The organism is Cysteiniphilum sp. JM-1, assembly GCF_008711525.1.
Lineage (GTDB): Bacteria > Pseudomonadota > Gammaproteobacteria > Francisellales > Francisellaceae > Caedibacter.
Genome location: NZ_VXKS01000015.1, coordinates 42,202 through 64,388 on the forward strand (window position 1 = coordinate 42,202; position 22,187 = coordinate 64,388).

The following is a 22,187-nucleotide window of genomic DNA, read 5'->3' on the forward strand; positions in this document are numbered from 1 at the left end:
AGTCATGAATCAAAAAATAACATCGATTTTTTTCTTGGCACCCATCGTCTATGCATTTGGCTGGTCACTTGATTTATATGCGCCGATTATGAGTGATATTCAAATGAGCTTTACGGGACAAGAGGCTTTTATATTTCATGTGGCTATTTCGCTGTTTTTATTGGTCATGGGCGTAACGCAACTCATCATGTGTTTTATTTTTGATAAAGTAAAAATCATGCATTTAGCCATTGTTGCCATTATTGGGTTTATGCTAAGCACGTTGGTATGTGTTGTTGCTGAGGATGCAATGATTTTTAATATTGCACGAATTTTGGTTGCGGTATTTTCATCTATTCTTATGCTTATTGGTGCAGTGGAAGTAAAAAGCTTAGCAGAAAATAACTCAAGTACCCGACTCTTTGCGGGTCTTGGCATTCTTGGCACACTTTCAAACATTAGCTCAGCGGGTATTGCCGTATATATTTCAGTAGCATTAGGATGGCGCTATGTTTTTGTCTTCTTACTGGCTTATGGCTTGTTAACCTGTGTATGTTTATGGAGGTTAAGATCAAAAGCGATGCTAAGCAATAAACCTATCGCTATTTCAGCAAATGATACGCTAGCACTACTATGTGGATTATTTAAGCTTCCTAAGTTCTGTGTTTATTTATTATCAAACCTATTGGCAAATACCTCATATTTCTTAATGATGATTATGGTGCCGACGGTATTACATTTATTTCATATGAGTCATGTAACCGTGGGTATTGTGCTGACTATTGTGGGGGTGATGTATATCGTAGGTTCAATGGCGGCATCATTTTGTGCGAGTATCCTCAAGCTTAAAACCAGCTCAATAGCAATGATTGGTGTTATGTTACTTGTTTTGGCAAGTGGTTATCTTTGCTTTGAGACACAATCAAAATCAATACATTTTAATTTAATACGTTTTACCATTTTGGCGTCAGTGATCGTGATGGCTGCATCATTTTTAATGTCACCAAGTATTAGTGGATCGCTTGATAGTTATAAAGGATCTTCAGCTCTAGCTGCAGGCTTAACTGCCGCTATTGTCTTAAGTTTAACGGGTGTTATAAACCTCATTGCCGGAAATTTTCTTGATCATACGGCAAGCCTTTATGGTGCTTGGATCTTTTGCTTTTCATTATTGATGTTGATCTTATTTTTAATTATGCGACGCAAAATGGCGTAACATATGCGTGTGGAAGATCTTGCAAAAAATAAAGTTTAAGGTTGTGTTTTACGTCAATACGATTATCATGGCGATACCTGAAAGGTTTTAAGAAAATGCGCTTATGTTGCGAAAAATTATCAAGTCGTTGATTCCGTCACGCGGGGAAGTTTTTTTTGATTTATTTGTTGAGGCGGCACAAAATGTGCATTTCTCAGCGTCACTTCTGGTTGATATCGTTAATGAAGAAAATGCTTACAAAGCAACTGAGTTAATGGCTAAATTGCGTCAACAACGCCAAAATGCGGTAGACATCAACAAGAAAATCATTGTTGAGCTGAATGAGCAGTTTATTACGCCAATTGATCGCGGTGATATTTTTCACTTATCGGGAATTATGCTGAAACTGACTAAACGCATTATTAAAATTAACAAAAAAATGCAAATTTATGCGATTGACAGCAAAGTCGATGATTGCTTGATTCGCAGTGTGGTCACCTTACAAGAGATTACAAAATCCTTGTGTGACTTATTGATTGCCTTTAAAAATAAAGATGGTCAGAAGCTTAAGCTTGCATCACAACGCGCGACAGAACTTGATGAGAATGTCGTTGAAGATTTGGGTGATGCGATTGATCAGATCAAAAAGGCGGATTACGACACATTAACCACTATCAAGCTAAAGGAAGTATTCAAGGCTGTAGAATCAGCGGTTGACACCAGTGCTACTTTATGTGATTCGGTGATGCGTATTTACGTCAAGGAAATCTAATTATGATGATAGTTCTTGTTAGTATTATCATCATTGCACTTTTTTTTGAATTTATTAATGGTTTTCATGATGTTGCCAATGTTGTAGCAACACCGATTGCATCAAAATCATTATCTCCTTATCAAGCGATTATTATTGCCGCAATTTTTAATTTTGTCGGTGCGTTTATTGGTACAGCAGTAGCGACAACAATTAGTAAAGGCTTGGTTGATGCCAATGTTGTAACACATTTAGTATTAATTGCTGCATTGTTCGCTGCGATTAGCTGGAACCTGTTTACATGGTATTTCGGTATTCCATCGAGTTCATCGCACGCACTGATTGGATCTTTGGTAGGCGCTGCTATTGCCGCAAGTAATGTCCATACGATTCATTATGGTATTTTAGTTGGTAAAATTATTGTGCCGATGGTGCTATCGCCAATCTTGGCATTTTTCTTAGCACTGATCTTAGTGGTTATTCTATTTAGAATCTTAAGTAAGCGTAAAACACCACGCAAATCAAATGCACGTATTCGCGAGATGCAGGTGATCTCTAGTAGTTTATTGGCATTAAGTCATGGTTCAAACGATGCACAAAAAACGATGTCGATTATTACCTTGGCATTATTTAGCTTTGGTGTGCTTACAACGGTTTCACACATTCCTGTATGGGTGATTTGCTTGTGTGCATTAACCATGGCGCTTGGTACCTTATCCGGTGGCATGCGCATTATTAAGACATTAACCACACGTGTTGCCAAAATTGGTCCAGCGAACGGTTTTGCCGCTGAGATGAGCTCAGGTTTACTGATTCTTGGCGCTTCACATCTAGGTTTGCCAGTGAGTACCACGCAAGCTGCTTCCGGCTCAATTATGGGAGCGGGCTATCCTGAAAGTGGTGGCGTTAATTGGCGTGTGGTAAGAACAATGGCGACTGCTTGGCTTTTAACTCTACCATGCTGTATGGTGATGAGCTTTATTGCCTACAAACTACTTTTTGCACTTTTTGGAGACTTGGGGATATCCGTTAACATTTAGTCATATTGAGGTTTAACTATGTTGTTAAAATCAGAAAAGAAATCCACCTTAAGTATTGCCAGTATTTATGCGTTTAGAATGCTGGGTCTTTTTATTATTTTGCCTATTTTTAGTCTTTATGCCGATAAGATTATCGATGCAACGCCAACATTAATCGGTGTGGCGTTGGGTATTTATGGCTTAACGCAAGCATTATTACAGATTGTTTTGGGTGTGCTATCCGATAAGTATGGACGAAAGCCCGTGATTTTATTTGGTTTAATTGTATTTATTATTGGTAGCATTATCGCTGCGATGTCACATACGATCTATGGCATTATTATTGGTCGCGCTTTGCAAGGAGCAGGTGCCATAGGTAGTACACTTACGGCTTTAGTTGCCGATACGACCAAAGAAGAAAATCGCATGAAAGCGATGTCAGTGATTGGTATGACCATTGGTTTATCCTTTATTGGGGCGATGGTGCTAGGTCCCATTTTAAATACATGGATTGGTTTGTCGGGTATCTTTTGGTTGACGGCCATTTTAGGTGCTATTGGTATTGTTATCTTAATTTATGGTGTGCCAACGCCCACGAAAATTATTTTTCATAAAGGATCTGAAACAACGCCTAGTCAAATCAAGAGTGTATTGAAAAAGCCTGAATTATTGCGTTTAAACTATGGTATTTTTAGCTTGCATGCGATGCTAACGGCATTGTTTCTGGCTATTCCGGTTATTTTAATTGACTATATTGGCGTGAGTATTGATAAACAGTGGATTATTTATTTGCCTGTGCTGTTTATTTCATTTTTCCTTATGGTGCCATTTATCATTATTGCCGAGACTAAAAACTTGATGAAGCCTGTTTTTGTTGGTGCGATCATTATTCTTACGGCAATGCAGTTTTTACTGTATGAATTTGATCATCATGTCATTGTGATGAGTCTTTTATTAGTATTATATTTTGCAAGCTTTACCTTGCTTGAAGCAGCTTTGCCGTCACTGATCTCAAAAATGGCACCAATTAGCAGCAAAGGCACGGCAATGGGTGTTTACTCTAGCGCTCAGTTCTTGGGTATATTTTTTGGTGGCGTATTAGGTGGTGTGATCATGCATCACTTTGGTATACAGGGTATTTTTATTTTTAATGGTCTGTTAGGTGTGTTGTGGATTGTGATCGCTATAACGATGCAAAAACCAAAACAATTAAGCTCTAAACTATATAGCCTCAATAAAGCTAAGCATATGGATGCTAAGGCGCTACAACAGCAAATTCTTAATTTGCCAGGTGTTGAGGAGGCAATGGTCTGTTTAGATGAGGGGGCAGCCTATCTTAAAGTTGATAAAAAAATATTTGATGAAGTTACATTGAAATCAGTTTTATAAAAAAAGCACGTACCGCTAGTCAGCTATAAATTGTCTGTTACAATGCAAAGCTATCTATAATTAATAATCGAGTTTACGATGAATTATACAAAAGCGCTGTCTTTGGTTAATGTCAATAAGATATACAAAGGTGGCTTTCATGCGGTAAAAGATGTCAGTTTTGACGTATATCCGGGAGATTTCTTTGCCTTATTAGGACCTAATGGCGCGGGTAAATCAACTACATTGGGGATGATCTCAGCACTTGTCAATAAAACCTGCGGCAGCATTGAAATCTGCGGCTATGATACGCTGAAATCCCCCTTTATGGCGCGCAAGCATCTAGGGGTTATGCCACAAGAGGTAAACTTAAATATCTTTGAAACACCGATGCAAATCCTGTTAACACAGGCAGGCTACTTTGGGCTTAATCGTGAGACAACCAAACCTTATGCTGAAAAGCTGTTAAGAGATATGGCGTTGTGGGATAAAAAGGATGAGCAAGTACGTTTTTTATCTGGTGGTATGAAGCGTCGCTTGATGGTGGCGCGTGCACTTATTCATAAACCCAAGGTGCTGATCTTGGATGAGCCAACGGCAGGGGTTGATGTTGAGCTACGTCAATCACTATGGGAGCAAATGCGCGCGTTAAATAAAGAAGGATTAACGATTATCTTAACCACACATTATCTTGAAGAAGCTGAGAGCATGTGTAATCGCATTGCGTTAATTCATCAGGGTAAATTGCACACGAGTTCAGATATGAAAACACTGTTAAGATCAGTGGAAAAAGAGACGTATATTTTTGATTTGAAAGAGCCAATAACACCGTCACAAATGCAATGTGAATACGGGCAATGTCAGTTAGTTGATTCAAACACTTTGGAAATTGAGGTCGATAAGAGTGTGACATTGAATCAATTATTTGCTGATTTAAGTCAGCAGAATATTGACGTATTAAGTGTTAAGACAAAAACAAATAAACTGGAAAAACTGTTTATTGATGTCGCAAGAAATAAGGCATAGGTGGGGAAGATGACATTTAAAGAATACTGGATTATTTATTACACAATATTAAGAAAAGAAGTGGTGCGTGTGCTACGCATTTGGCCGCAAACCCTTTTACCTTCAGCGATTACCATCAGTTTGTATTTCCTCATTTTTGGGAAAGTGGTTGGTGCGCGCGTTGGCACGATGGATGGTTTTGGTTATATGCACTTTATTACACCTGGTCTTGTCATTATGGCAGTTATTAATAACTCATATGCCAATGTCGTGGGCTCGTTTTATGGTGCGCGCTTTAATCACTCCATTCAAGAGCTTTTGGTATCTCCGGCAACTAATCATTTGATTATCTTGGGCTATGTATCAGGTGGTGTTGCACGTGGCTTTTTTGTTGGGGTGATGGTGACGATTGTCGCAGGATTATTTGGCGGGATTGCAATAGGCTTTAGTGGATTACTGTTAATCCTATTATCATTTATTTTATGTGGCACTTTATTTTCATTGGGTGGCCTGTTAAATGGTATTTTCTCGCAAAGCTTTGATGACACGACTATTTTTCCTACCTTTGTGCTAACACCATTGATTTATCTTGGTGGCGTGTTTTATGGTTTGAGTGCATTACCACCATTTTGGCAACATATCGCGCAATATAATCCGTTATTTTATATCGTTGATTTTGTGCGTTACGCATTTATTGGCTATTCATCTGTCAACCCAGTGGTTGCTTTAGTTGCCATCGTGCTATTAATCGCTATTCTTTATAGCTTGGCATGGTATTTGCTATCACGTGGTATTCGTTTAAAGTCTTAAGAAAATGAAAGGAATTAGATGAAAATTTCAGTCGTCCAACTAAATTACACTGTTGCTGATTTTACGTATAACTTTGAAAAAATTTCGCGCGCGATGCATGAGCACAAAGCAGCGGATTTAATCGTGTTTTCTGAGCTTTGTATCAGCGGTTATTATCCCTATGATTTATTGACTTATGATGAAGTAATCAACAGACAAAATCAGATCATTGATAAGATTAAAACGCTTACAAAAACGCTGAATACAGCGGTAGTAATAGGTGCGGCAACGGCAATAGCAGGACTTAAAAAATTTCATAACAGCGCACTTGTCATTGCCGAAGGTGAGATTGTTCATTGTTATCACAAGCAACTTATTCCAAGCTATGGGGTTTTTGATGAGACAAGGCATTTTATTGCCGGACAAAACAAAAAGCCAAGCTTCAAGTTTAAAGGTCAGCATTTAGCTATTTTGATCTGTGAAGACATTTGGTATGACAATCATCAAGGTTATTTAACAAATCCTATCGATGATTTACCGCAAAATCTTGATGCGCTTATTGTGGTAAATGCTTCGCCTTCGATGTTTGGTAAGTTTGAGCAGCGGTTACAGATTGTGAAAAATATTACCAGAAAAATTAAAGCGCCTGTTATCTATAGCTCACAAGTTGGTGGTTATGATGAGCTGATATATGATGGCGCGAGTTTCGTATGCAATGCCAACTCAGAGCTTATTGCATTAGCAGATAGTTTTAAAGAGGGACATTTTAGCATTGATCTTGAACGCTTACCACAAGCAATTCTTAAAGCGCCATATCAAGACAACCCACAAGCATTCGTTTTGCAACAGCTGATATGCGGATTAAAGGATTATGTCCATAAGTGCGGATTTAAGGGTGTGGTAGTTGGTTCATCCGGTGGTATTGATAGTGCATTGACTTTGGCGATTGCTACTTTGAGTTTAGGTAAAGATAATGTCAAAGCGATTACGATGCCTTCTGTGTATTCCTCCGAAGGCTCGGTAAGCGATTCAGTTGAATTGTGCCAGAATTTAGGAATTGAACTTTTTACACGTGAAATCAAAGAGGAGTTTTTACTTACCTGTGCCAACTTTAGTAAAGCATTTGGAACTGAACCTAAAAAATTGACCAAAGAAAATATGCAAGCACGTATTCGTGGGCGAATTGTCATGGAGTACTCCAATGACACAGGATTTTTAATGCTGACAACGGGTAACAAGAGTGAGCTTGCCGTGGGCTATGCGACACTTTATGGTGATATGTGTGGTGCACTAAATTGCATTGGTGATTTATATAAGAATGATGTTTATGCTTTATCAAATTATATTAATCAAGCATATGGTGAGCTGATCCCGCAACGCATTATTGATAAAGCACCATCGGCTGAATTATCCGAAGGGCAAAAGGATTCTGATAGTTTACCGGATTATGATCATCTTGATGCGATGCTTAAGCTATATCTAGAGCGTGATTTACTGGCAGATAATGAAATAAAGCGACTAGAGAGCATTGTTGCTGAAGTAGATTTAACTGAGCAAAAAAGAATTTATCGTTTGGTAGAGTTAGCTGAGTTTAAGCGCAAACAAGCGCCACAGATTTTATTTATTCAACGTCGCCCGTTTGGTATGGGTCGACGTATGCCAACCACGGCTATGCGGTCATAGACAAAGCACCACAAGCCTATGTAGGACAATGATCTTTTGACAGCTTCCGGTCATTAAATGGTTACTTATTTGCTGCACTCTCGTGTGCATAAATGAGACTTATCTTTTAGGGAGATTTTTATACAATAACTAGCAGTATGTTATTAACTGTATAAAAAGTAAGGCTATAGGGTAATGTTAAAAGCTAGTCCGTTTAAAATAATTAAAAGTATTTTATTTAAAGATAAGAAACGCAAAGTTGTGGCAGGAGCTGTTGCAATAGTATTAATAGCGGCACTATATGGCAATGCCACTGCTGAAAAACCAACCTTGCCACCAAAGTCTAAAGCGATGGAAACAAGTGAGCAAAACTACTATCAAGAAGGCTTAAGCAAACAAGAAAAACTGAATATTGAAGTGTCTGATCTAAGTAGCGATATTGATACTAATAAGTTAACGACTCAAGAGAGGTCAATTAAAAATACTGGTTGGGTAAAAAAAACTAAGGCAAGTATACAAAAACAGTCATTTGTCACAGATGGATTGTCAGAAAAAAAGGCAAACCAAGACGCTCAAACACAAATAGATAATCAAAGTTTAACAAACAATGCTTTATTTGAAACGCAGCAGCAAATTATGGAAGTTCAAAAAGAGATTAAGCTGCTCACAAATCGTATTGCCAAGCTAGATAAAGGCTATGACACGTTGCAGAAAAGCCAGCAAACATTAGTAAGTAAAAACGAAAAGATAAATCAGGAACTTCATCAATTTAAAACTGATTTTACAAATGATATACGCCATATGCAAATGACGTTATTGAAAACCGCCAAAGCCGCTAAAGATATTGAAATATTTAAGTCATCGATGCGTAACAGATCTGATGAGTTAACGCTAGATGCAATTAGTTATGATCATGCGTGGTTAAGTGATAGTAATCATAAAAGTATTTCTGTGATGGCTGGAGACGAGATTCCTGATTACGGTAAGGTTATGGAGGTCGATTATAAAAATAACCGCGTGGTTATGGAGTCTGGGTTTGTTTTTAAATAGAAATGATAGGTAGGTTATGACATTATTAAAAAAAGTATCGTCAGCAATAGATGAGCTGTTTGCTTATTTCAGTACGTTGAGCAGGCAAAATATTGAGTCGTATTGTGATTTTGAATCTGCATGTGAGCATTCCACTATTGTCAATAAAAATGGAACCTTTGTATCTATGATTCGCGTACACGGATTTTCTGAAATTGTAAATCAACAAGAATATGCAGAACTATGTGATACTTACTATAGGGCGCTGCATCCATTTCTAAAAACATCGGGGCACAACTTTCAATTTTTTGTAACCTGTGACCATCAAAATATTTTTCGTGATATTGAGCAAATGCCAATCCAAAGTGATGGAAAGAAGAAAACTTGCCTTGATTTCTCTCATCTTAATCAAGCAAGAATGGAGGCATTGAGTAGATATTGCCATTTTGAAGATGTTTATATTGTCATGTGGACAAATGCTAATGATATTCATAAAAGTGAATACAAACAAATTATTGAAAAAGAAAAAAAGCGCGCAGATGATGCAAATTTGCCCACCATAAATAATGTACAAATGGTTACTGAGTTTATGGTGGAAGTATTACATCGTCATTTATCTGCGGTCGAGCAATTTATCTTAGCATTACAAAAAGGTGGTGTCAGTTGCAATGTTTTAGATAGTCATAAAATGTTGCAAGCAATACGTATTGAAATTGACCCTAAAGGTACGGACCTTACTTGGAAACCTGTTTTACCAGGTGACCACCTTCCTATGTATGTGCCAAAATCAGATGAAGATATCAGTGCACTGCTGTGGCCAAAACTAGATCAACAACTATTAACACAAGGTGATGGTGAAACCAAAGATATGAGTCATGCACGTTATGGGGATCGAGATTTTTTCAATGCTGCAGTATCGCTGTTTCCAGAACAGCTACAAAATTTTGATTCTTTATTTAATTCATTACGCGTTAAAGGAGTTCCTTTTTGGGCATCACTTCGTTTAGAAAGTAATGGCATTAGCTTATTAAAGTTAAAAACAATTATTGCAAGGTTTCTAGCATTTAGTTCACATAAAAATAAATTATTGCTAGATAGTGCTGCTTTATTGCAGCAAGTTGAGAAGTCAACTGATAATTCAGTGGTGAAAATTTCAGCAAGTTTTTGTACTTGGAGTGACTTTAATCAAGATGAGTTGCTACTTAAGCGTAAATCTCAATTGATAAAGTCACTACAAAGTTGGGGTGGGATGCAAGTTAAATCAGTTCATGGTGATGCTTTGTCTGCTTTAATGCAAACGGCTCCTGCAATTCAATATAAAGATTATCAACCAAAAACAGCAGCACCTTTAGATGGCGTAGTAGGGCTGCTACCCATTTCCAGACCTGCTCGAGTCTGGAATAAGGGCGCTTTATTTAGAACACCAGATGGTCGGGTTTGGCCATACCAAAGTGGTTCATCTCTACAGCCAAGTTGGATTGAACTTATCTTTGCTAAATCAGGTTCTGGAAAGTCAGTATTATTAAATGCATTAAACTTAGCTATGTTAGATGGTGCAAAAGTCGATGAACTGCCTTATTTAGGGATTATGGATATTGGCGAATCAAGTAATGGTATTATTTCATTATTGAAGGAGTATCTTCCTTCAAATTATCACCATTTACTATGCTCACATAAGTTACAGTTATCAAAAGATGATGCTATTAATCCATTTGATACGTCTTTAGGGTTGCGTACACCTCATGAAGCTAAGAAAGCATTTCTGGTAAATTTTTTAACACTATTAATGTCAGATAAAGTCAGTACCATACTGGCTGAAGGTATGGCAAATATGCTCAGTTTAATAATAGATGAGGTTTATCATTATTATTCAGATGAGCAGTCACCTAAAGAATATCATAACGGACTTGAACCTATAATTGATCAAAAATTAAATGAATTGGATGTTGCACTAACGGATGTAACAACATGGTGGCAAGTCGTTGATATATTATTTGAGCATCAATTATATCATTTAGCAAGGCAAGCCCAGAAGTATGCAGTACCGCTGTTAAGTGACACGATCATTGCAGTTAGGCTGAATAATATTGCAGATATGTATCAAAATGCAAAACTACCAAGTGGGGAAGGTTACATTGATGCATATGCTCGAACCATTTCAAGCATGATTAAAATTTATCCGATGTTTTCAAGTGTTACAAAACTGGATGTTTATGACAAGAAAATTATAGGTTTTGATTTAGAAGAGGTCACTCATGGGGGCAGTGATTTTGAAGATAAAAAAACAGCAATCGCTTACATGTTAGCTCGACAAATCATCAATGATGCTATTCGCCATGATGTACCAACACGAACGGATAAAAACGAGAAATATTACCATTACCATAAGAACAGACATAGTCAATTTAAGTTACTAAAAAAACGTGTGGTATATGATGAGTTTCACCGAACAAAACAATGTAGTGCACTAATCAACCAAATTCAAAAAGATATGCGAGAGGGGCGAAAACATAATATTCAAATAAACTTATGTTCTCAATCCTTAGATGACTTTAGTCGCTTAATGACAGAGTTTGCAACTTCTATTTTTATAATGGGATCAGGCAATCAGAGCATGCTTAATCAGCTTAAGTCAACATTTTCATTAAATGAGACGGAGTTGCAGAGTATTAAGCATCATAGTAGTTCGCCAACGATTCATGGCGCTGAATTTTTAGCACAATTTTACACTAGCAGCGGTAAATATAGTCGTGCGCTATGTTTAACGTTAAGCCCAATTGAATTATGGGCTTTAACCACTCGGTCTGAGGATGTGCTATTGCGTGATAATTTATATCAAAAAATTTCTCCTGAGAAAGCACGTAAACTTTTAGCATTTTTTTATCCTCAAGGCACGGCATTAGATGAAATTAAATATTATGCGGATCGAAATGCTGTCAATAAATCTGAGGCGGTAGATGCTTTAATTGAAAGAATGATTCTAGATCAATCTCAAATACTAACTGGTAACAAGGTGCAGCAGTTATGAGCTCGCAAATAGACAGTCAGAATCACTTGAATGTAGTATATGCTATTTTTGCGATGTGTGGTTTAGGGTATTTAATTTATTTTTTTTATGGGGCGGAGTTACTGTCATTATTATTGATTTTAAAAACTTGGCAACTAAGAGCTATGTCACTTTTTACTCATCACTTTGATCAAGAGTTACTATATCTTCAGTCAGTAAATATTAACCAGCTTAATTATCATTTATTTAAGGAGATTTTAGCAACTGTTGGTCGTGTTTATTTTTATGTTTTAGCATCAGTAGCAGTTTTTGGAGGATATTTATGTGTGAAGTTTCACCCGACCAAGAAGTTTACAAGAAAATATAATATGCAAAGCCTTTGCCAAAATATGGTTGATCAATATCCTGCGATTGCCCCTGCTGTCAAGGATGACTTATTAAATCAAGCATCAAATGCGTTAAAGCCAGAAGAGTACCTGTTAACGCATGAACTTAATCCATTGCAATCGGATTTTACAATGAGAACACAGAAGGTTTTATTAGCACAGATAGGAGAGCGATGGCGTAGTTTTGAAAGCTTATCATTTGAATATCAGGCACTTTTTTGCGTGTTTGCATTACATAAAACAGGAAAAATAAAGCAAGCCTTAGCGCTGTGTGATGAAACTGCTAGATTTTTTTACCAAGCAGAAAGTAAGAAAAAAAAATTACTTCAATCTCAACTAAATACGCATGCTAAAAACTTACTTACCATGGATGAAATTAAGACTGTTTGTTCTGTGCACTTCTATGTGCAAGGTGTGTTGTTAAGTTTATTATCAGATGCACGTAAACTAGGGATACTGGCGTCATCTTCTTTTTTGTGGTTAAAAGCATATGATCGCACGATGTGGTACACCTTAAATAACCTCGGACGGAAAAGTATTTTTATCGAAGGGGCTGCAGGTATTGCGCATTGGACACGTGAAAAAGAATTAGAAATGGCCATTGAGCAACCTTTAGTGGGTGCTGTGATAGATAAATTAAGAAATATAGAAGTTGATTAGGAAATTAGGAGTAAAATTATGATATTGATTGGAACCAGATATTTAAAAGCACCTCAAGTAAAGGCTATTATAGAATCAGTCATTAATGAACAGTATAGTGATATAGCGCAAGAAGATAAAGTTGAGCTTTTAGACGATATATATGAAATTTTTAACGCAAGGAATGTTAACTCCCCACAAATTGCATCTAGAATCTATGCTGGTAAAGATTCCTTTAAAAGTGAAATAAGGGCTGAGATTGAAAACAGGATTGAATCTCACCCGGCAATCACATTCTGTCAGGAAGTTTCCGTCAAAAAAGGCGATAATCTAGGTTATAGGGTATCGGCTTATAATACCTTTGACTCGGAATTATTCATAAAAGGTAGTAATCAGGAAAATAATTGGGATGGGTTATATTGTGCCAAAAGTAAGAAGCATGCTGCAGATGGTTATTTAAGCACCATTGCTTATAGAGCTTATGCTGAGCAATTAGGATTGTTTTCTGAAAAATCAAGTTATTACCAAGGCTTTCAGGATTATTGTGAGAATAGGAAAAACAATGGTGATGAAAGAGAACAGTATCTGCTTGCAGAGGACTATATTGTGAATAAGTTATCGTCTACTAATCTTGGTAGAGTTGAGATAGCCGTGCATAAAATTACAAGTAATGAGAATATGCAAAAACTAATATGTACAGACCCATCTTTAAAAATTCAAGAAGTTAATGTAGATAGAGTCAAAAAACATCTTTCAAAAGCTCTTGAGATTGATATTGGTAGCGATGCCATATTGCCAGCATTAGGTCGTAAAGGCTATATTTGGGAAGGTTATCATGACTATACAGGGGCAATGGAGTTAGCAGTTCCTGCTGTATTAACAAGCAATATTAAGGTTAAAAAAGTAGGAGGGTATATCATAGATAAAGGTAATTTTGATAACCCTATAAAAAAACCAATGGATAATTCTGAAAACTCCCAAAAAATTCTAAGAGATACGGAGAATACCGGGCTAGAGGGTAGCAAAGCCTCTCGCTTAACCTCTGAAAATAAAAGCACCAGAGAAAAAATGGGGAGTTTTCAGGATAATTACAATTCAAAACAGACGGCTATCTTACCTTTCACTCAGAATATACGTAATAAGAATGCTTCAGTCAAAGATAATAGCTATGTTAGCTAATACTAATTCCAAACCATTATACAGTTTATAGGATTTTATATGCATAAGGAATTATCATTATCAAATTATCTGCCAGAATACCTTTGTATAAGTGATGACAAAAAAATACATGAAGGTAGTTGTTGTTATTGTCACCTGCAAGCAACAAAAGAAATAGCACTTCAAATATTGCGAAATGAACAAAATCTAGCTGAAGAAAATAATTTGCTTATATGTGAATTTTGCTTAAAGGTGATGAATTTATCTCAATATAGTATTAATTACGATGGTCAAGATATTGTGTTGCCAATGGATAAATTATCTCAGGCAGAAATTAATCATATATTTGCAGCCTTACCATTTATGACTTTGGAGCAAAGACAGTTATTTGAGATGTATATCAAGCAACTTATTGATGAAGTGAAGACAAGCCAGGAGTTATTAGCAGATGAGGCTAGTAACCCTGGTGTTTTGAGTTATTTATTAGCAACGAATACGCTGGCAATAAAAGATATTTCTCAACTAAAGTTATTGCCATTGGATTATTTAAATTTTGATAGAGAGGGTAAAACCCAATGAAGGATATTGTAGATAAGGCACGAGCATATTGGCAAGGGTATCATAATAATCTCTTATTAACGATATTACAGCAACTAGATGCTCAAGTATTACCTGATTTAGTGGAAGATAAAGATCGTTATAACGCAACAATACTTGAGAGAGATTTTGAGGATTTGCTAGAACAAGATGAGGTCGATGATCAAATGATTTTGCAGTACTTACACGGAATATATAGTATTTATCTGCCAAGCCAAATAATTTATTGTATGCATCAGCTAAACGTAGAAAATTCAACAATTTTTAGTAAGCTATTCAGGCTGCTGAAAGAACATAAAGAAACTGATGTAGTATGTAATATGATTTATCAGATTAATTTGTTGTTTGAGAAATCATATAAAGTAAGCGCTTTATTTGAGTTTGATCAGTATCAAGAGGTGTTTAAATTTAGTCATCTTACTCTGCATGAAGTGATTAGAAATTACTTTAACAATGAGATTACATTTATCGTTGATGAAGAGAAAGTTGGCAAAGAGGTCAATATGGATTCTTTAAGTCCATTTAAACAGTTTGTAGTGCGTTGTGAGCAAGAGCTCCAGTATTACATGGGAATTAAATCGAAAAATTCAGGTTATGTATATATAGGTGCACAGCAAATACAGCTGTCCAAAAGTTTATACAATATACTAAGAGCCCTTTGGGTTGTATCAACGATTCAACAGCAAGTTCAAGTAGATAAAGAGCATGGTAAATTAATGTGTTTATAGAGAGGGTTGGAGATGAGAGAAAATAATATAGAAGCTGCAATTGCAGATCAATCTATTGATTCAACAGATGATATGCAAACGATTATCCACAATATCGTACAACGAAATATGTTCTATAAAAATGCCTATCAATTGTGTAAAAAAGTGATACTGCTACTAATCGCAGCCATTATTTTATTAATATTATTTATAGGGTATCTATATAAAACTACACACCATGTTTTATATTTTGCAACTGATCGAAATGGAATGATGGTACAGCTTGAGCCTAATAAAGACAGTGCGTTTTCAAATGAAAGTGTTTCTAATTGGATGGCACAGGTGGCAACAACACTTTATCAGTTAGACTTCTTAAACATAGAACAGCAATTAAACGCTCAGCGTCAATATTTTGCTCCAGGAGCCTTTAATTCTTATATCAAAGAAATGGAAAAAATTGTTCAAACAGTAAAAAAAGATAAGCTAGTGTATAAAGCTTCGATGTTAAACCCTCCGGAAGTACTTGCTGATGGTTCATTTGAAAATCAAAAAGCGTGGAAAGTGAGCGCTAGAGTACTTGTCGAGACCGCTAATAAAGAAGTTGTATCTTCTATGGAGTACACTATCACTATGGTAGTATTTTCCTCAAAGGCAGATGGCGGAGAACTAAAGATTGCACAAGTATTAACAAGAAAAAATAACATATAGTAGAGGAGATTAATTATGCAAAGTAAACCTACAGGTATCAAGTCAGAAAAGATTAAAGAGATAAAGACTGTTGATTTTGATGCCCCCAATCTAACAGTAAGAGATATAAGAGACGGTATATATAAGGCATTTAATTTGAATAATTATGGGTCGGATTTTATGAATGCAATGGTTGAGAGACCAAATCAAGAGTTATCTAAGGAAAAGTGCCAACAGCTGAATGAGATTCTGGATCAAGAGGCAACAAAAGAATCTTTAAGTCTACTTGCAAAATTTGAAGATGATTATTGCTTAGAAGTAAAGAAGAAAGGCGAGTTTCCAAATACAATTGCAAATAATTTGGCAAGTTCATTAAATAGCGAAAATACATTTTGGAATAGAGAAACCTTGCTTCCCTTTATGATGATTGATACAAATAAAAATGAGAGTATTAATGAGCGTAACATTCAGCGGGGAATTGATAATTATCTCTAGAAGTTTAGCCTCATACTAAATGTCATTTAATAATTTGCTCTGAGAGTTGCTTTTTTAAACATAATTTGGTCAGTTATGGTTTTGTGATACTGACACATTTATAAAAATATGTGTGCGTAATATGATCTTTTTTTAATGTTTCACAATGCTAGAATAGGGTTAAATTTATAATATATTTTGGTTAAAAATAATCGAGTAAATAAAGGAGATATCAAATGCAAAATACAGCTCAAAATTATCAATTGCTTCTTCTGAAGGTACAGAAAATATGTCAGCAGAGCGTTATCAAAGCAATTAAATTATATCAACAGGGTATTCCAGTTGAGGATATTCCTTTAATTACTGAGTTTGAAGAAGGTGATTTGTATAGAGAATAACAAGGTATCTGCTGTGCTGTGTGAATGAGTATGTGTATTGTCTTTAAAAACAAGTTGAATTATTAATAAGAGGTTAAAAATAGATGAAAAATAATTACCATTGGCGTTATTCGGCACTGCCATCCCATTTATTTGGCTTGGATTCTTCTGCATTCATACCATTTGTTATCTGTATGTTTTTCTTTAATTTATACTCACTAAGCTTTTGCATGTTGGCGTTATTAGTATCGATTTATTTAAAGCGTAAGAATATAAGCTATTTTATTTTGCTATGTAAAGTTCGCTTGTTTTTTACCGGAATGAAAAAAACCAACCGTGGGGTATAAGGTGATAGCTAATATTCGTGGCATAAGTAAGAAAAGTGAGCTTAATAATAATTTTCTTATTCGTGATACCAGAGGGCAGTTTGCACAAACAATTGATTTAGTTAAAACACCATTAGCAGTGATTTTTTTAAGTATATGTTTGGTTGTCACAAACTTTTTCTTTCCTGTATGGTTTGATTTGTGTTTATTAGGTCTGCTGAGCTTGCTAAGTATTAATTTATCAATAAATAAAAAAATTCCCTTTAAAAAGCCAATTTTTAGTAAAGAGCTTGATCCCAATAATCCAAATCCAGGTTCAATAAAGCCTGGAAAATCAAATGGCATCTTTCATATTGGTAATGATCGAGACACTAATTCAGAGCTTTGGTTTAATAATAATGATATGCGTACGCATATGTTAATTTTTGGTTCCACAGGAAGTGGTAAAACCGAATCATTATTGTCAATCTCACATAATGCATTAGCACAAAATAGTGGACTTATTTATGTTGATGGTAAGGGGGATAATTCACTTTATGCCAAGATGTATTCGATGGCGAAAAGCATGGGACGTGAAGATGATGTTCTCGTGGTTAATTTTATGACGGGTGGAACTGATATTATCGGTAAGCAAAGCAATAAGCTCTCTAATACATTGAATCCTTTCTCTACAGGGTCTTCTAGTATGTTAACACAGTTAATTGTTAGCATGATGGGGGGAAGTAAAGCTGGTGGTGATGGTGATATGTGGAAAGGGCGTGCGATATCATTTGTTGAAGCGTTAATGAAGTGTTTGGTATATCTGAGAGATAAAGACTATCTTTTATTGGATGCGGGCACCATTCGTCGTTATTTAGTGCTGGATGTCGTTGAGGATTTGATTTATAGCCGCAAATTTATTGATCCATTTGGGGAAGTAATTGAATTAGATCATGATTTACCTTTTGAAGTCACTGATCCACTTAAAAACTATTTATTTACACTGCCAGGGTTTCAGGCTGCAAATGTAGGCAAGCAATCGGATAAAACCTACGAGCAACACGGCTATATCTCAATGCAGTTGACGCGTATTTTTGGATCATTAGCAGATGTGTATGGACATATTATGCGCAGCAATTTGGCAGAAGTAGACTTCACAGATGTAATTTTAAACCGTAGAATCTTGGTTGTGTTACTGCCAGCGCTTGAGAAATCACCTGACGAGCTATCAAACTTGGGCAAACTGATTATCTCATCGTTAAAAGCGATGTTAGCCTCAGGTTTGGGAAGCCATGTGCAAGGGCAGTATAAAAATATTGTTGAGTCAAAGCCGTCAAATTCAGAAACGCCATTTTTATGTGTGTTAGATGAGTATGGTTATTATGCGGTAGAGGGCTTTGCTGTAGTGCCAGCTCAGGCCAGATCACTCGGCTTTTCAGTGGTATTTGCCGGACAAGATTTACCGGCTTTTCAGAAAGCCTCGAAAGAAGAGGCAGCATCAATTTGCGCTAATACTAACATCAAGATTTGTATGAAGTTAGAAGATCCGCAAGAAACTTGGGACTTCTTTAATAAAACAGCTGGAGAAGCAACAGTTGCATTAACTAGAGGCTTCAACAATGGTCAAGGTGTTAACCTCAACTATAAAGATGGTGGCGAAGTTGGTTTTGAAAAACGAGCACGCATTGACTTGATGGATTTAAAAGATCAACGAGAGGGTCAAGCACATGTATTCTTTAAATCGGAAATAGTGCGCGCTAACATGTATTACGCTAACCCAAAAACGGCAGATTATATCAATGTAAATGAATTTATACCTTATCCGATTATTTCGGTGAGTGAAAGAAGGCGATTAAGTTACATTAAAGCGTTCGATACGCAGGCATTTATAGAGTCAATAGCTTGTGTACAACTAAAGCAAAAACGTTGTGCTAACTTGGAAAAACTCAGCAAATTTATTAAAAGCTGTAATGGCAGTGCAAAGACGATTGCTTTAAAGCTTTCAGAGTACTTAATAGATCATGAAGAGTTGATTAGTCAAATAATAAAAGAGGTAGAAGAAGAATTTGATCCAGAGCGTTTTATCGATGGTGAAGTTATTGATATAGAAGAAAACATATATAGTTTTTATTTTGCAAGCTTGCAAACTGGAAACTCTGTACAACAGGCCGTTGATGACGCCAAAGCAATGGCAATGATATTGATTGGGCAATTGAGTTTGGAAATTTAAAATAGATATACAAAGTAAGGATATTTATCGAGCGAAGCAATAGAAGTGTAATATTAGACAGAGTCTTTGATAATGAGGCAAATTTTAATGCAGTTAAAGAAAATATAAATTTAAAAGGTGAATGAAAATGACAAAATTAAAGATTGATGGATATTCCAATATTGAGCTTTTGGGTGCTGGAGCTATTGGTGCAGTATTTAAAGCTATAAATAAACAAGGTGACGAAGTGGCTGTTAAGCTTATATATGGAGATCCTAAAAAATATAATCAACTGGAAGATTTAGCGATAGAAGCAGAAAACTTTAATAAAATTCAAAAAGACTCTTATAGATATCATTTAGCTACTGCGAGGAGTTTAGAAGCTAATGTTGATATTGATATGCACTTGAAAAATGGTGAGCATATCATGGTTTCTGGTGATAAAGTAACCATCATGGAAATGCCATTGATAAATGGTAGAACCTATCAGGAAATCATTGACGGTGATGATCAATTATTGGAGAGCTATAGGAAAGAATATAAAAAATATGAAATGATGTACTATCATAATCCATGGGAAGTTCCAGACGCTCAATTTTCAAAACCAAAAGAGTTTGTGTTACCTGACCTTCATTCTGGAAATATAATGTTTTCTGATAGTGGAACTGCTGTTCTTATTGATACAGGGGTAATTAAAGAAAGATCAGACGCTTATAGGGAGAACGAGCCAACACATGAGGATAAATTAAAAAAAGCTGCAAATGGTTACTCAAAAGCCATTTTAAATGGCAACCACACTATCCTCAAAAAACCTTTCACGATGGTCTTCAATAAAGAATTCGAGGATAAATTTACCAAAAAAAATATATACAAGAACGTACTTCCTGGGATAGAAGAGGAAAAAATTGAAAAAACGTTGATAATCGATCGTAAAATTCCAGAGTATCCATTTGATGAAGTCAAAACTGAGTTTAGTGGTTATAAAATGAGGAAAAAGTGCAATCAAGACACTATGGTCAAAGGACATAAAAGACATATAGCTCAGCTATCCTTTTCAAATGCAATAAAAGAAGAAGCAAAAACATTAGATAACCATTCAGCACAGCTGTAGGAGAATATATGGAAAGAAAATTAACAACTAAATCGTGCACATTAATCTCTAGAAATGGCGAAAAGCGTGAGGTGACAGTGATAAATGGACAAGCTTGGTATCAATCAACTGGGAATAACTCAGGGATGCCAAACTGTTGGCTTCCTTTTGAGGGGTTTGATAAGCATCATGATGGATTTCGCTATACCAAACCTTTTGTGCCTAGGGGAACTGAATATGCAGTATATGGTGAAGAAGTACTTGAAGTAATAAAATCCTTTAGTAAGGATAATTCAGCATCAAGGCTTAAGAATATTGAGTGTCTTGCACAAGCCTTTTATTTAAATCATGGAACACTACCTTTTTTAGAAGATGCTTTAGATAGTTTAAAGTTGGATGCAGGTTTTGGAAAGAAATACAATGAGCTAAATACGCAGATCGATATTCAACATGAAACAACCTTTAACCTTCAAGACAATGAGGTTCAGAACATAGAAGAAAAAGTAATCCCGTGGATGAAAAACATAGACCCTCAGTGGATGGATAATGGGTTTGACGCCAGACTCGAATATGATGAAAGTAGTGAAGATCTGAATGAAGATTTTTTTGAAAAAAATATCAACCAAGAGTGCAATAAAGAAGATGAAGAGCAAAAAAGTGACATCTCTCAGGATAACCCTTTTTCAATCATGAAGCAGAAAAGTATGTCTGAGGATGAAGGCTGGGACATTGTTGATGATAACGAAATAGAAGAATATCACAAGATTCGAGATCAGTATACAAGAGCCTTTGTTGGTGAGGATGATCAGCATCAAAGAATCAAGCAACCAATAGCTATGATGAAGTTTCAAGAAGAAAATATTGATACTGAAAATAGCATTGATCATTCCTAGAGTCATTGTGGAGATCTGAATGAGTGTAAAAGTATTTTATGAAAATATAAAAATAATGGAGTTAAAAAAAGCGCCGTCTATAACGAAAATACCAGTAATGGCATTGAGTATGTTTGATTTACATAACCAAGCTATTACAACACAAATGGCTATGATTTATGCAGATGGTTTTGGAAAACAATCAATTGATGCTTGGCTTATGCTGGATAGTATTGCTAAAGATCTACAAAGTGATTTATGGGCATTGCAGGATAAAAGTGGCGATACAGTTGCACTTGCGGCAGTTGAAAAACGAGGCGATGCTATTTGGTTGAGTGATTTTGTCGTTTCAAAAAACTATCGCAGAATCGGTGTGGCACAGCATTTTATATCCTTGATGTATCAACGATATGTTGGCAATAGCAATATAATTAAATCGTTGAAACTTAAGGTTCGCGCTGATAATAGTGCAGCAATTTCTCTTTATATTAAAACAGGTTTTGCAACAATTAAAAAATGAGGTTAATAATGGAAAGTGAAGCTATAAATAAAAAACGAGATATAAAATATTTAAACAAAATAAATGAAAGAAAACAAGAATTTGCAAAGTTAGCAAAAGGACTGTCTAAATTAAACAATAATGTTTCTGATGATGATAATGCATTGCATCCTATTAGGTGACAATTAGCTTTACCGGTCACGACAACTAGAATTGCCGGTTAAATCATGTAGGCTATTCCTTAATCAATAAAGCTGCAGATAGTTAAGATTAAGGTATGGCAAGAAAACGAGTCACAACAGAACAGGTAAAGCTATACATGAAACTCAGACAAGAAGATAAACTCACCCAGATTGGCTGCGCTGCTAAATCAGGCTTTAGTG

Annotated in this window: 21 protein-coding genes; all 21 read left to right on the forward strand. The window is 35.9% G+C overall.

The genetic code is table 11. From position 1 onward, the window contains the following. Positions 1–4 precede the first annotated feature (4 nt). On the forward strand, positions 5–1,195 hold the full coding sequence (locus F3D68_RS07770) for an MFS transporter (protein WP_151193878.1): 1,191 nt from the start codon (positions 5–7) through the stop codon (positions 1,193–1,195). Positions 1,196–1,298: 103 nt separating this feature from the next. Further along, positions 1,299–1,946 carry a DUF47 domain-containing protein gene (locus F3D68_RS07775; RefSeq protein WP_117003557.1) on the forward strand — a complete coding sequence of 216 codons (648 nt, stop codon included), beginning with the start codon at positions 1,299–1,301 and terminating at the stop codon, positions 1,944–1,946. Further along, entirely contained in the window at positions 1,946–2,965 is a 1,020-nt protein-coding gene (locus tag F3D68_RS07780; RefSeq protein WP_191092754.1) for an inorganic phosphate transporter, read from the forward strand. The genes F3D68_RS07775 and F3D68_RS07780 overlap by 1 nt, the downstream gene beginning before the upstream one ends. Positions 2,966–2,983: 18 nt before the next feature. After that, positions 2,984–4,333: an MFS transporter gene (locus F3D68_RS07785; protein ID WP_151193880.1), complete on the forward strand. Its 1,350-nt coding sequence runs from the start codon at positions 2,984–2,986 to the stop codon at positions 4,331–4,333. A 78-nt stretch (positions 4,334–4,411) separates the two neighbouring features. Continuing rightward, positions 4,412–5,338, forward strand: coding sequence for an ABC transporter ATP-binding protein (locus F3D68_RS07790; protein ID WP_151193881.1), 927 nt, complete (start codon positions 4,412–4,414; stop codon positions 5,336–5,338). 9 nt (positions 5,339–5,347) lie between these two features. Next, entirely contained in the window at positions 5,348–6,127 is a 780-nt protein-coding gene (locus F3D68_RS07795) for an ABC transporter permease (protein WP_151193882.1), read from the forward strand. Between the two features lie 18 nt (positions 6,128–6,145). Further along, positions 6,146–7,789 (forward strand): NAD+ synthase, encoded by a 1,644-nt coding sequence (locus F3D68_RS07800; protein WP_151193883.1) that lies wholly within the window; start codon positions 6,146–6,148, stop codon positions 7,787–7,789. A gap of 174 nt (positions 7,790–7,963) precedes the next feature. Beyond that, positions 7,964–8,818 carry a hypothetical protein gene (locus tag F3D68_RS07805; RefSeq protein WP_151193884.1) on the forward strand — a complete coding sequence of 285 codons (855 nt, stop codon included), beginning with the start codon at positions 7,964–7,966 and terminating at the stop codon, positions 8,816–8,818. Positions 8,819–8,834: 16 nt separating this feature from the next. Continuing rightward, complete coding sequence (locus F3D68_RS07810) at positions 8,835–11,825, forward strand: hypothetical protein (protein WP_151193885.1); 2,991 nt, start codon at positions 8,835–8,837, stop codon at positions 11,823–11,825. After that, entirely contained in the window at positions 11,822–12,850 is a 1,029-nt protein-coding gene (locus tag F3D68_RS07815; protein ID WP_151193886.1) for a hypothetical protein, read from the forward strand. Before F3D68_RS07810 ends, F3D68_RS07815 begins: the two co-directional genes overlap by 4 nt. Before the next feature lie 18 nt (positions 12,851–12,868). Then, on the forward strand, positions 12,869–14,008 hold the full coding sequence (locus F3D68_RS07820) for a hypothetical protein (RefSeq protein ID WP_151193887.1): 1,140 nt from the start codon (positions 12,869–12,871) through the stop codon (positions 14,006–14,008). A gap of 39 nt (positions 14,009–14,047) precedes the next feature. Next, entirely contained in the window at positions 14,048–14,566 is a 519-nt protein-coding gene (locus tag F3D68_RS07825) for a hypothetical protein (protein ID WP_151193888.1), read from the forward strand. Next, positions 14,563–15,312 carry a hypothetical protein gene (locus F3D68_RS07830; RefSeq protein ID WP_151193889.1) on the forward strand — a complete coding sequence of 250 codons (750 nt, stop codon included), beginning with the start codon at positions 14,563–14,565 and terminating at the stop codon, positions 15,310–15,312. Before F3D68_RS07825 ends, F3D68_RS07830 begins: the two co-directional genes overlap by 4 nt. A 12-nt stretch (positions 15,313–15,324) precedes the next feature. Beyond that, entirely contained in the window at positions 15,325–15,999 is a 675-nt protein-coding gene (locus F3D68_RS07835) for a DotI/IcmL/TraM family protein (protein ID WP_151193890.1), read from the forward strand. Positions 16,000–16,014: 15 nt separating this feature from the next. Beyond that, positions 16,015–16,473 carry a hypothetical protein gene (locus F3D68_RS07840; RefSeq protein WP_151193891.1) on the forward strand — a complete coding sequence of 153 codons (459 nt, stop codon included), beginning with the start codon at positions 16,015–16,017 and terminating at the stop codon, positions 16,471–16,473. Between the two features lie 215 nt (positions 16,474–16,688). Next, positions 16,689–16,850 (forward strand): hypothetical protein, encoded by a 162-nt coding sequence (locus F3D68_RS11260; RefSeq protein WP_191092752.1) that lies wholly within the window; start codon positions 16,689–16,691, stop codon positions 16,848–16,850. A gap of 327 nt (positions 16,851–17,177) precedes the next feature. After that, on the forward strand, positions 17,178–19,364 hold the full coding sequence (locus tag F3D68_RS07845; protein WP_318010183.1) for a TraM recognition domain-containing protein: 2,187 nt from the start codon (positions 17,178–17,180) through the stop codon (positions 19,362–19,364). A 127-nt stretch (positions 19,365–19,491) separates the two neighbouring features. After that, a complete protein-coding gene (locus tag F3D68_RS07850; protein WP_151193892.1) occupies positions 19,492–20,454 on the forward strand; it encodes a hypothetical protein in 963 nt (320 codons plus the stop codon). Between the two features lie 8 nt (positions 20,455–20,462). Further along, entirely contained in the window at positions 20,463–21,326 is an 864-nt protein-coding gene (locus F3D68_RS07855; protein ID WP_151193893.1) for a hypothetical protein, read from the forward strand. Between the two features lie 19 nt (positions 21,327–21,345). Then, on the forward strand, positions 21,346–21,825 hold the full coding sequence (locus F3D68_RS07860; RefSeq protein WP_151193894.1) for a GNAT family N-acetyltransferase: 480 nt from the start codon (positions 21,346–21,348) through the stop codon (positions 21,823–21,825). An 8-nt stretch (positions 21,826–21,833) separates the two neighbouring features. Then, entirely contained in the window at positions 21,834–21,986 is a 153-nt protein-coding gene (locus F3D68_RS11265) for a hypothetical protein (protein ID WP_191092753.1), read from the forward strand. Positions 21,987–22,187 lie beyond the last annotated feature (201 nt).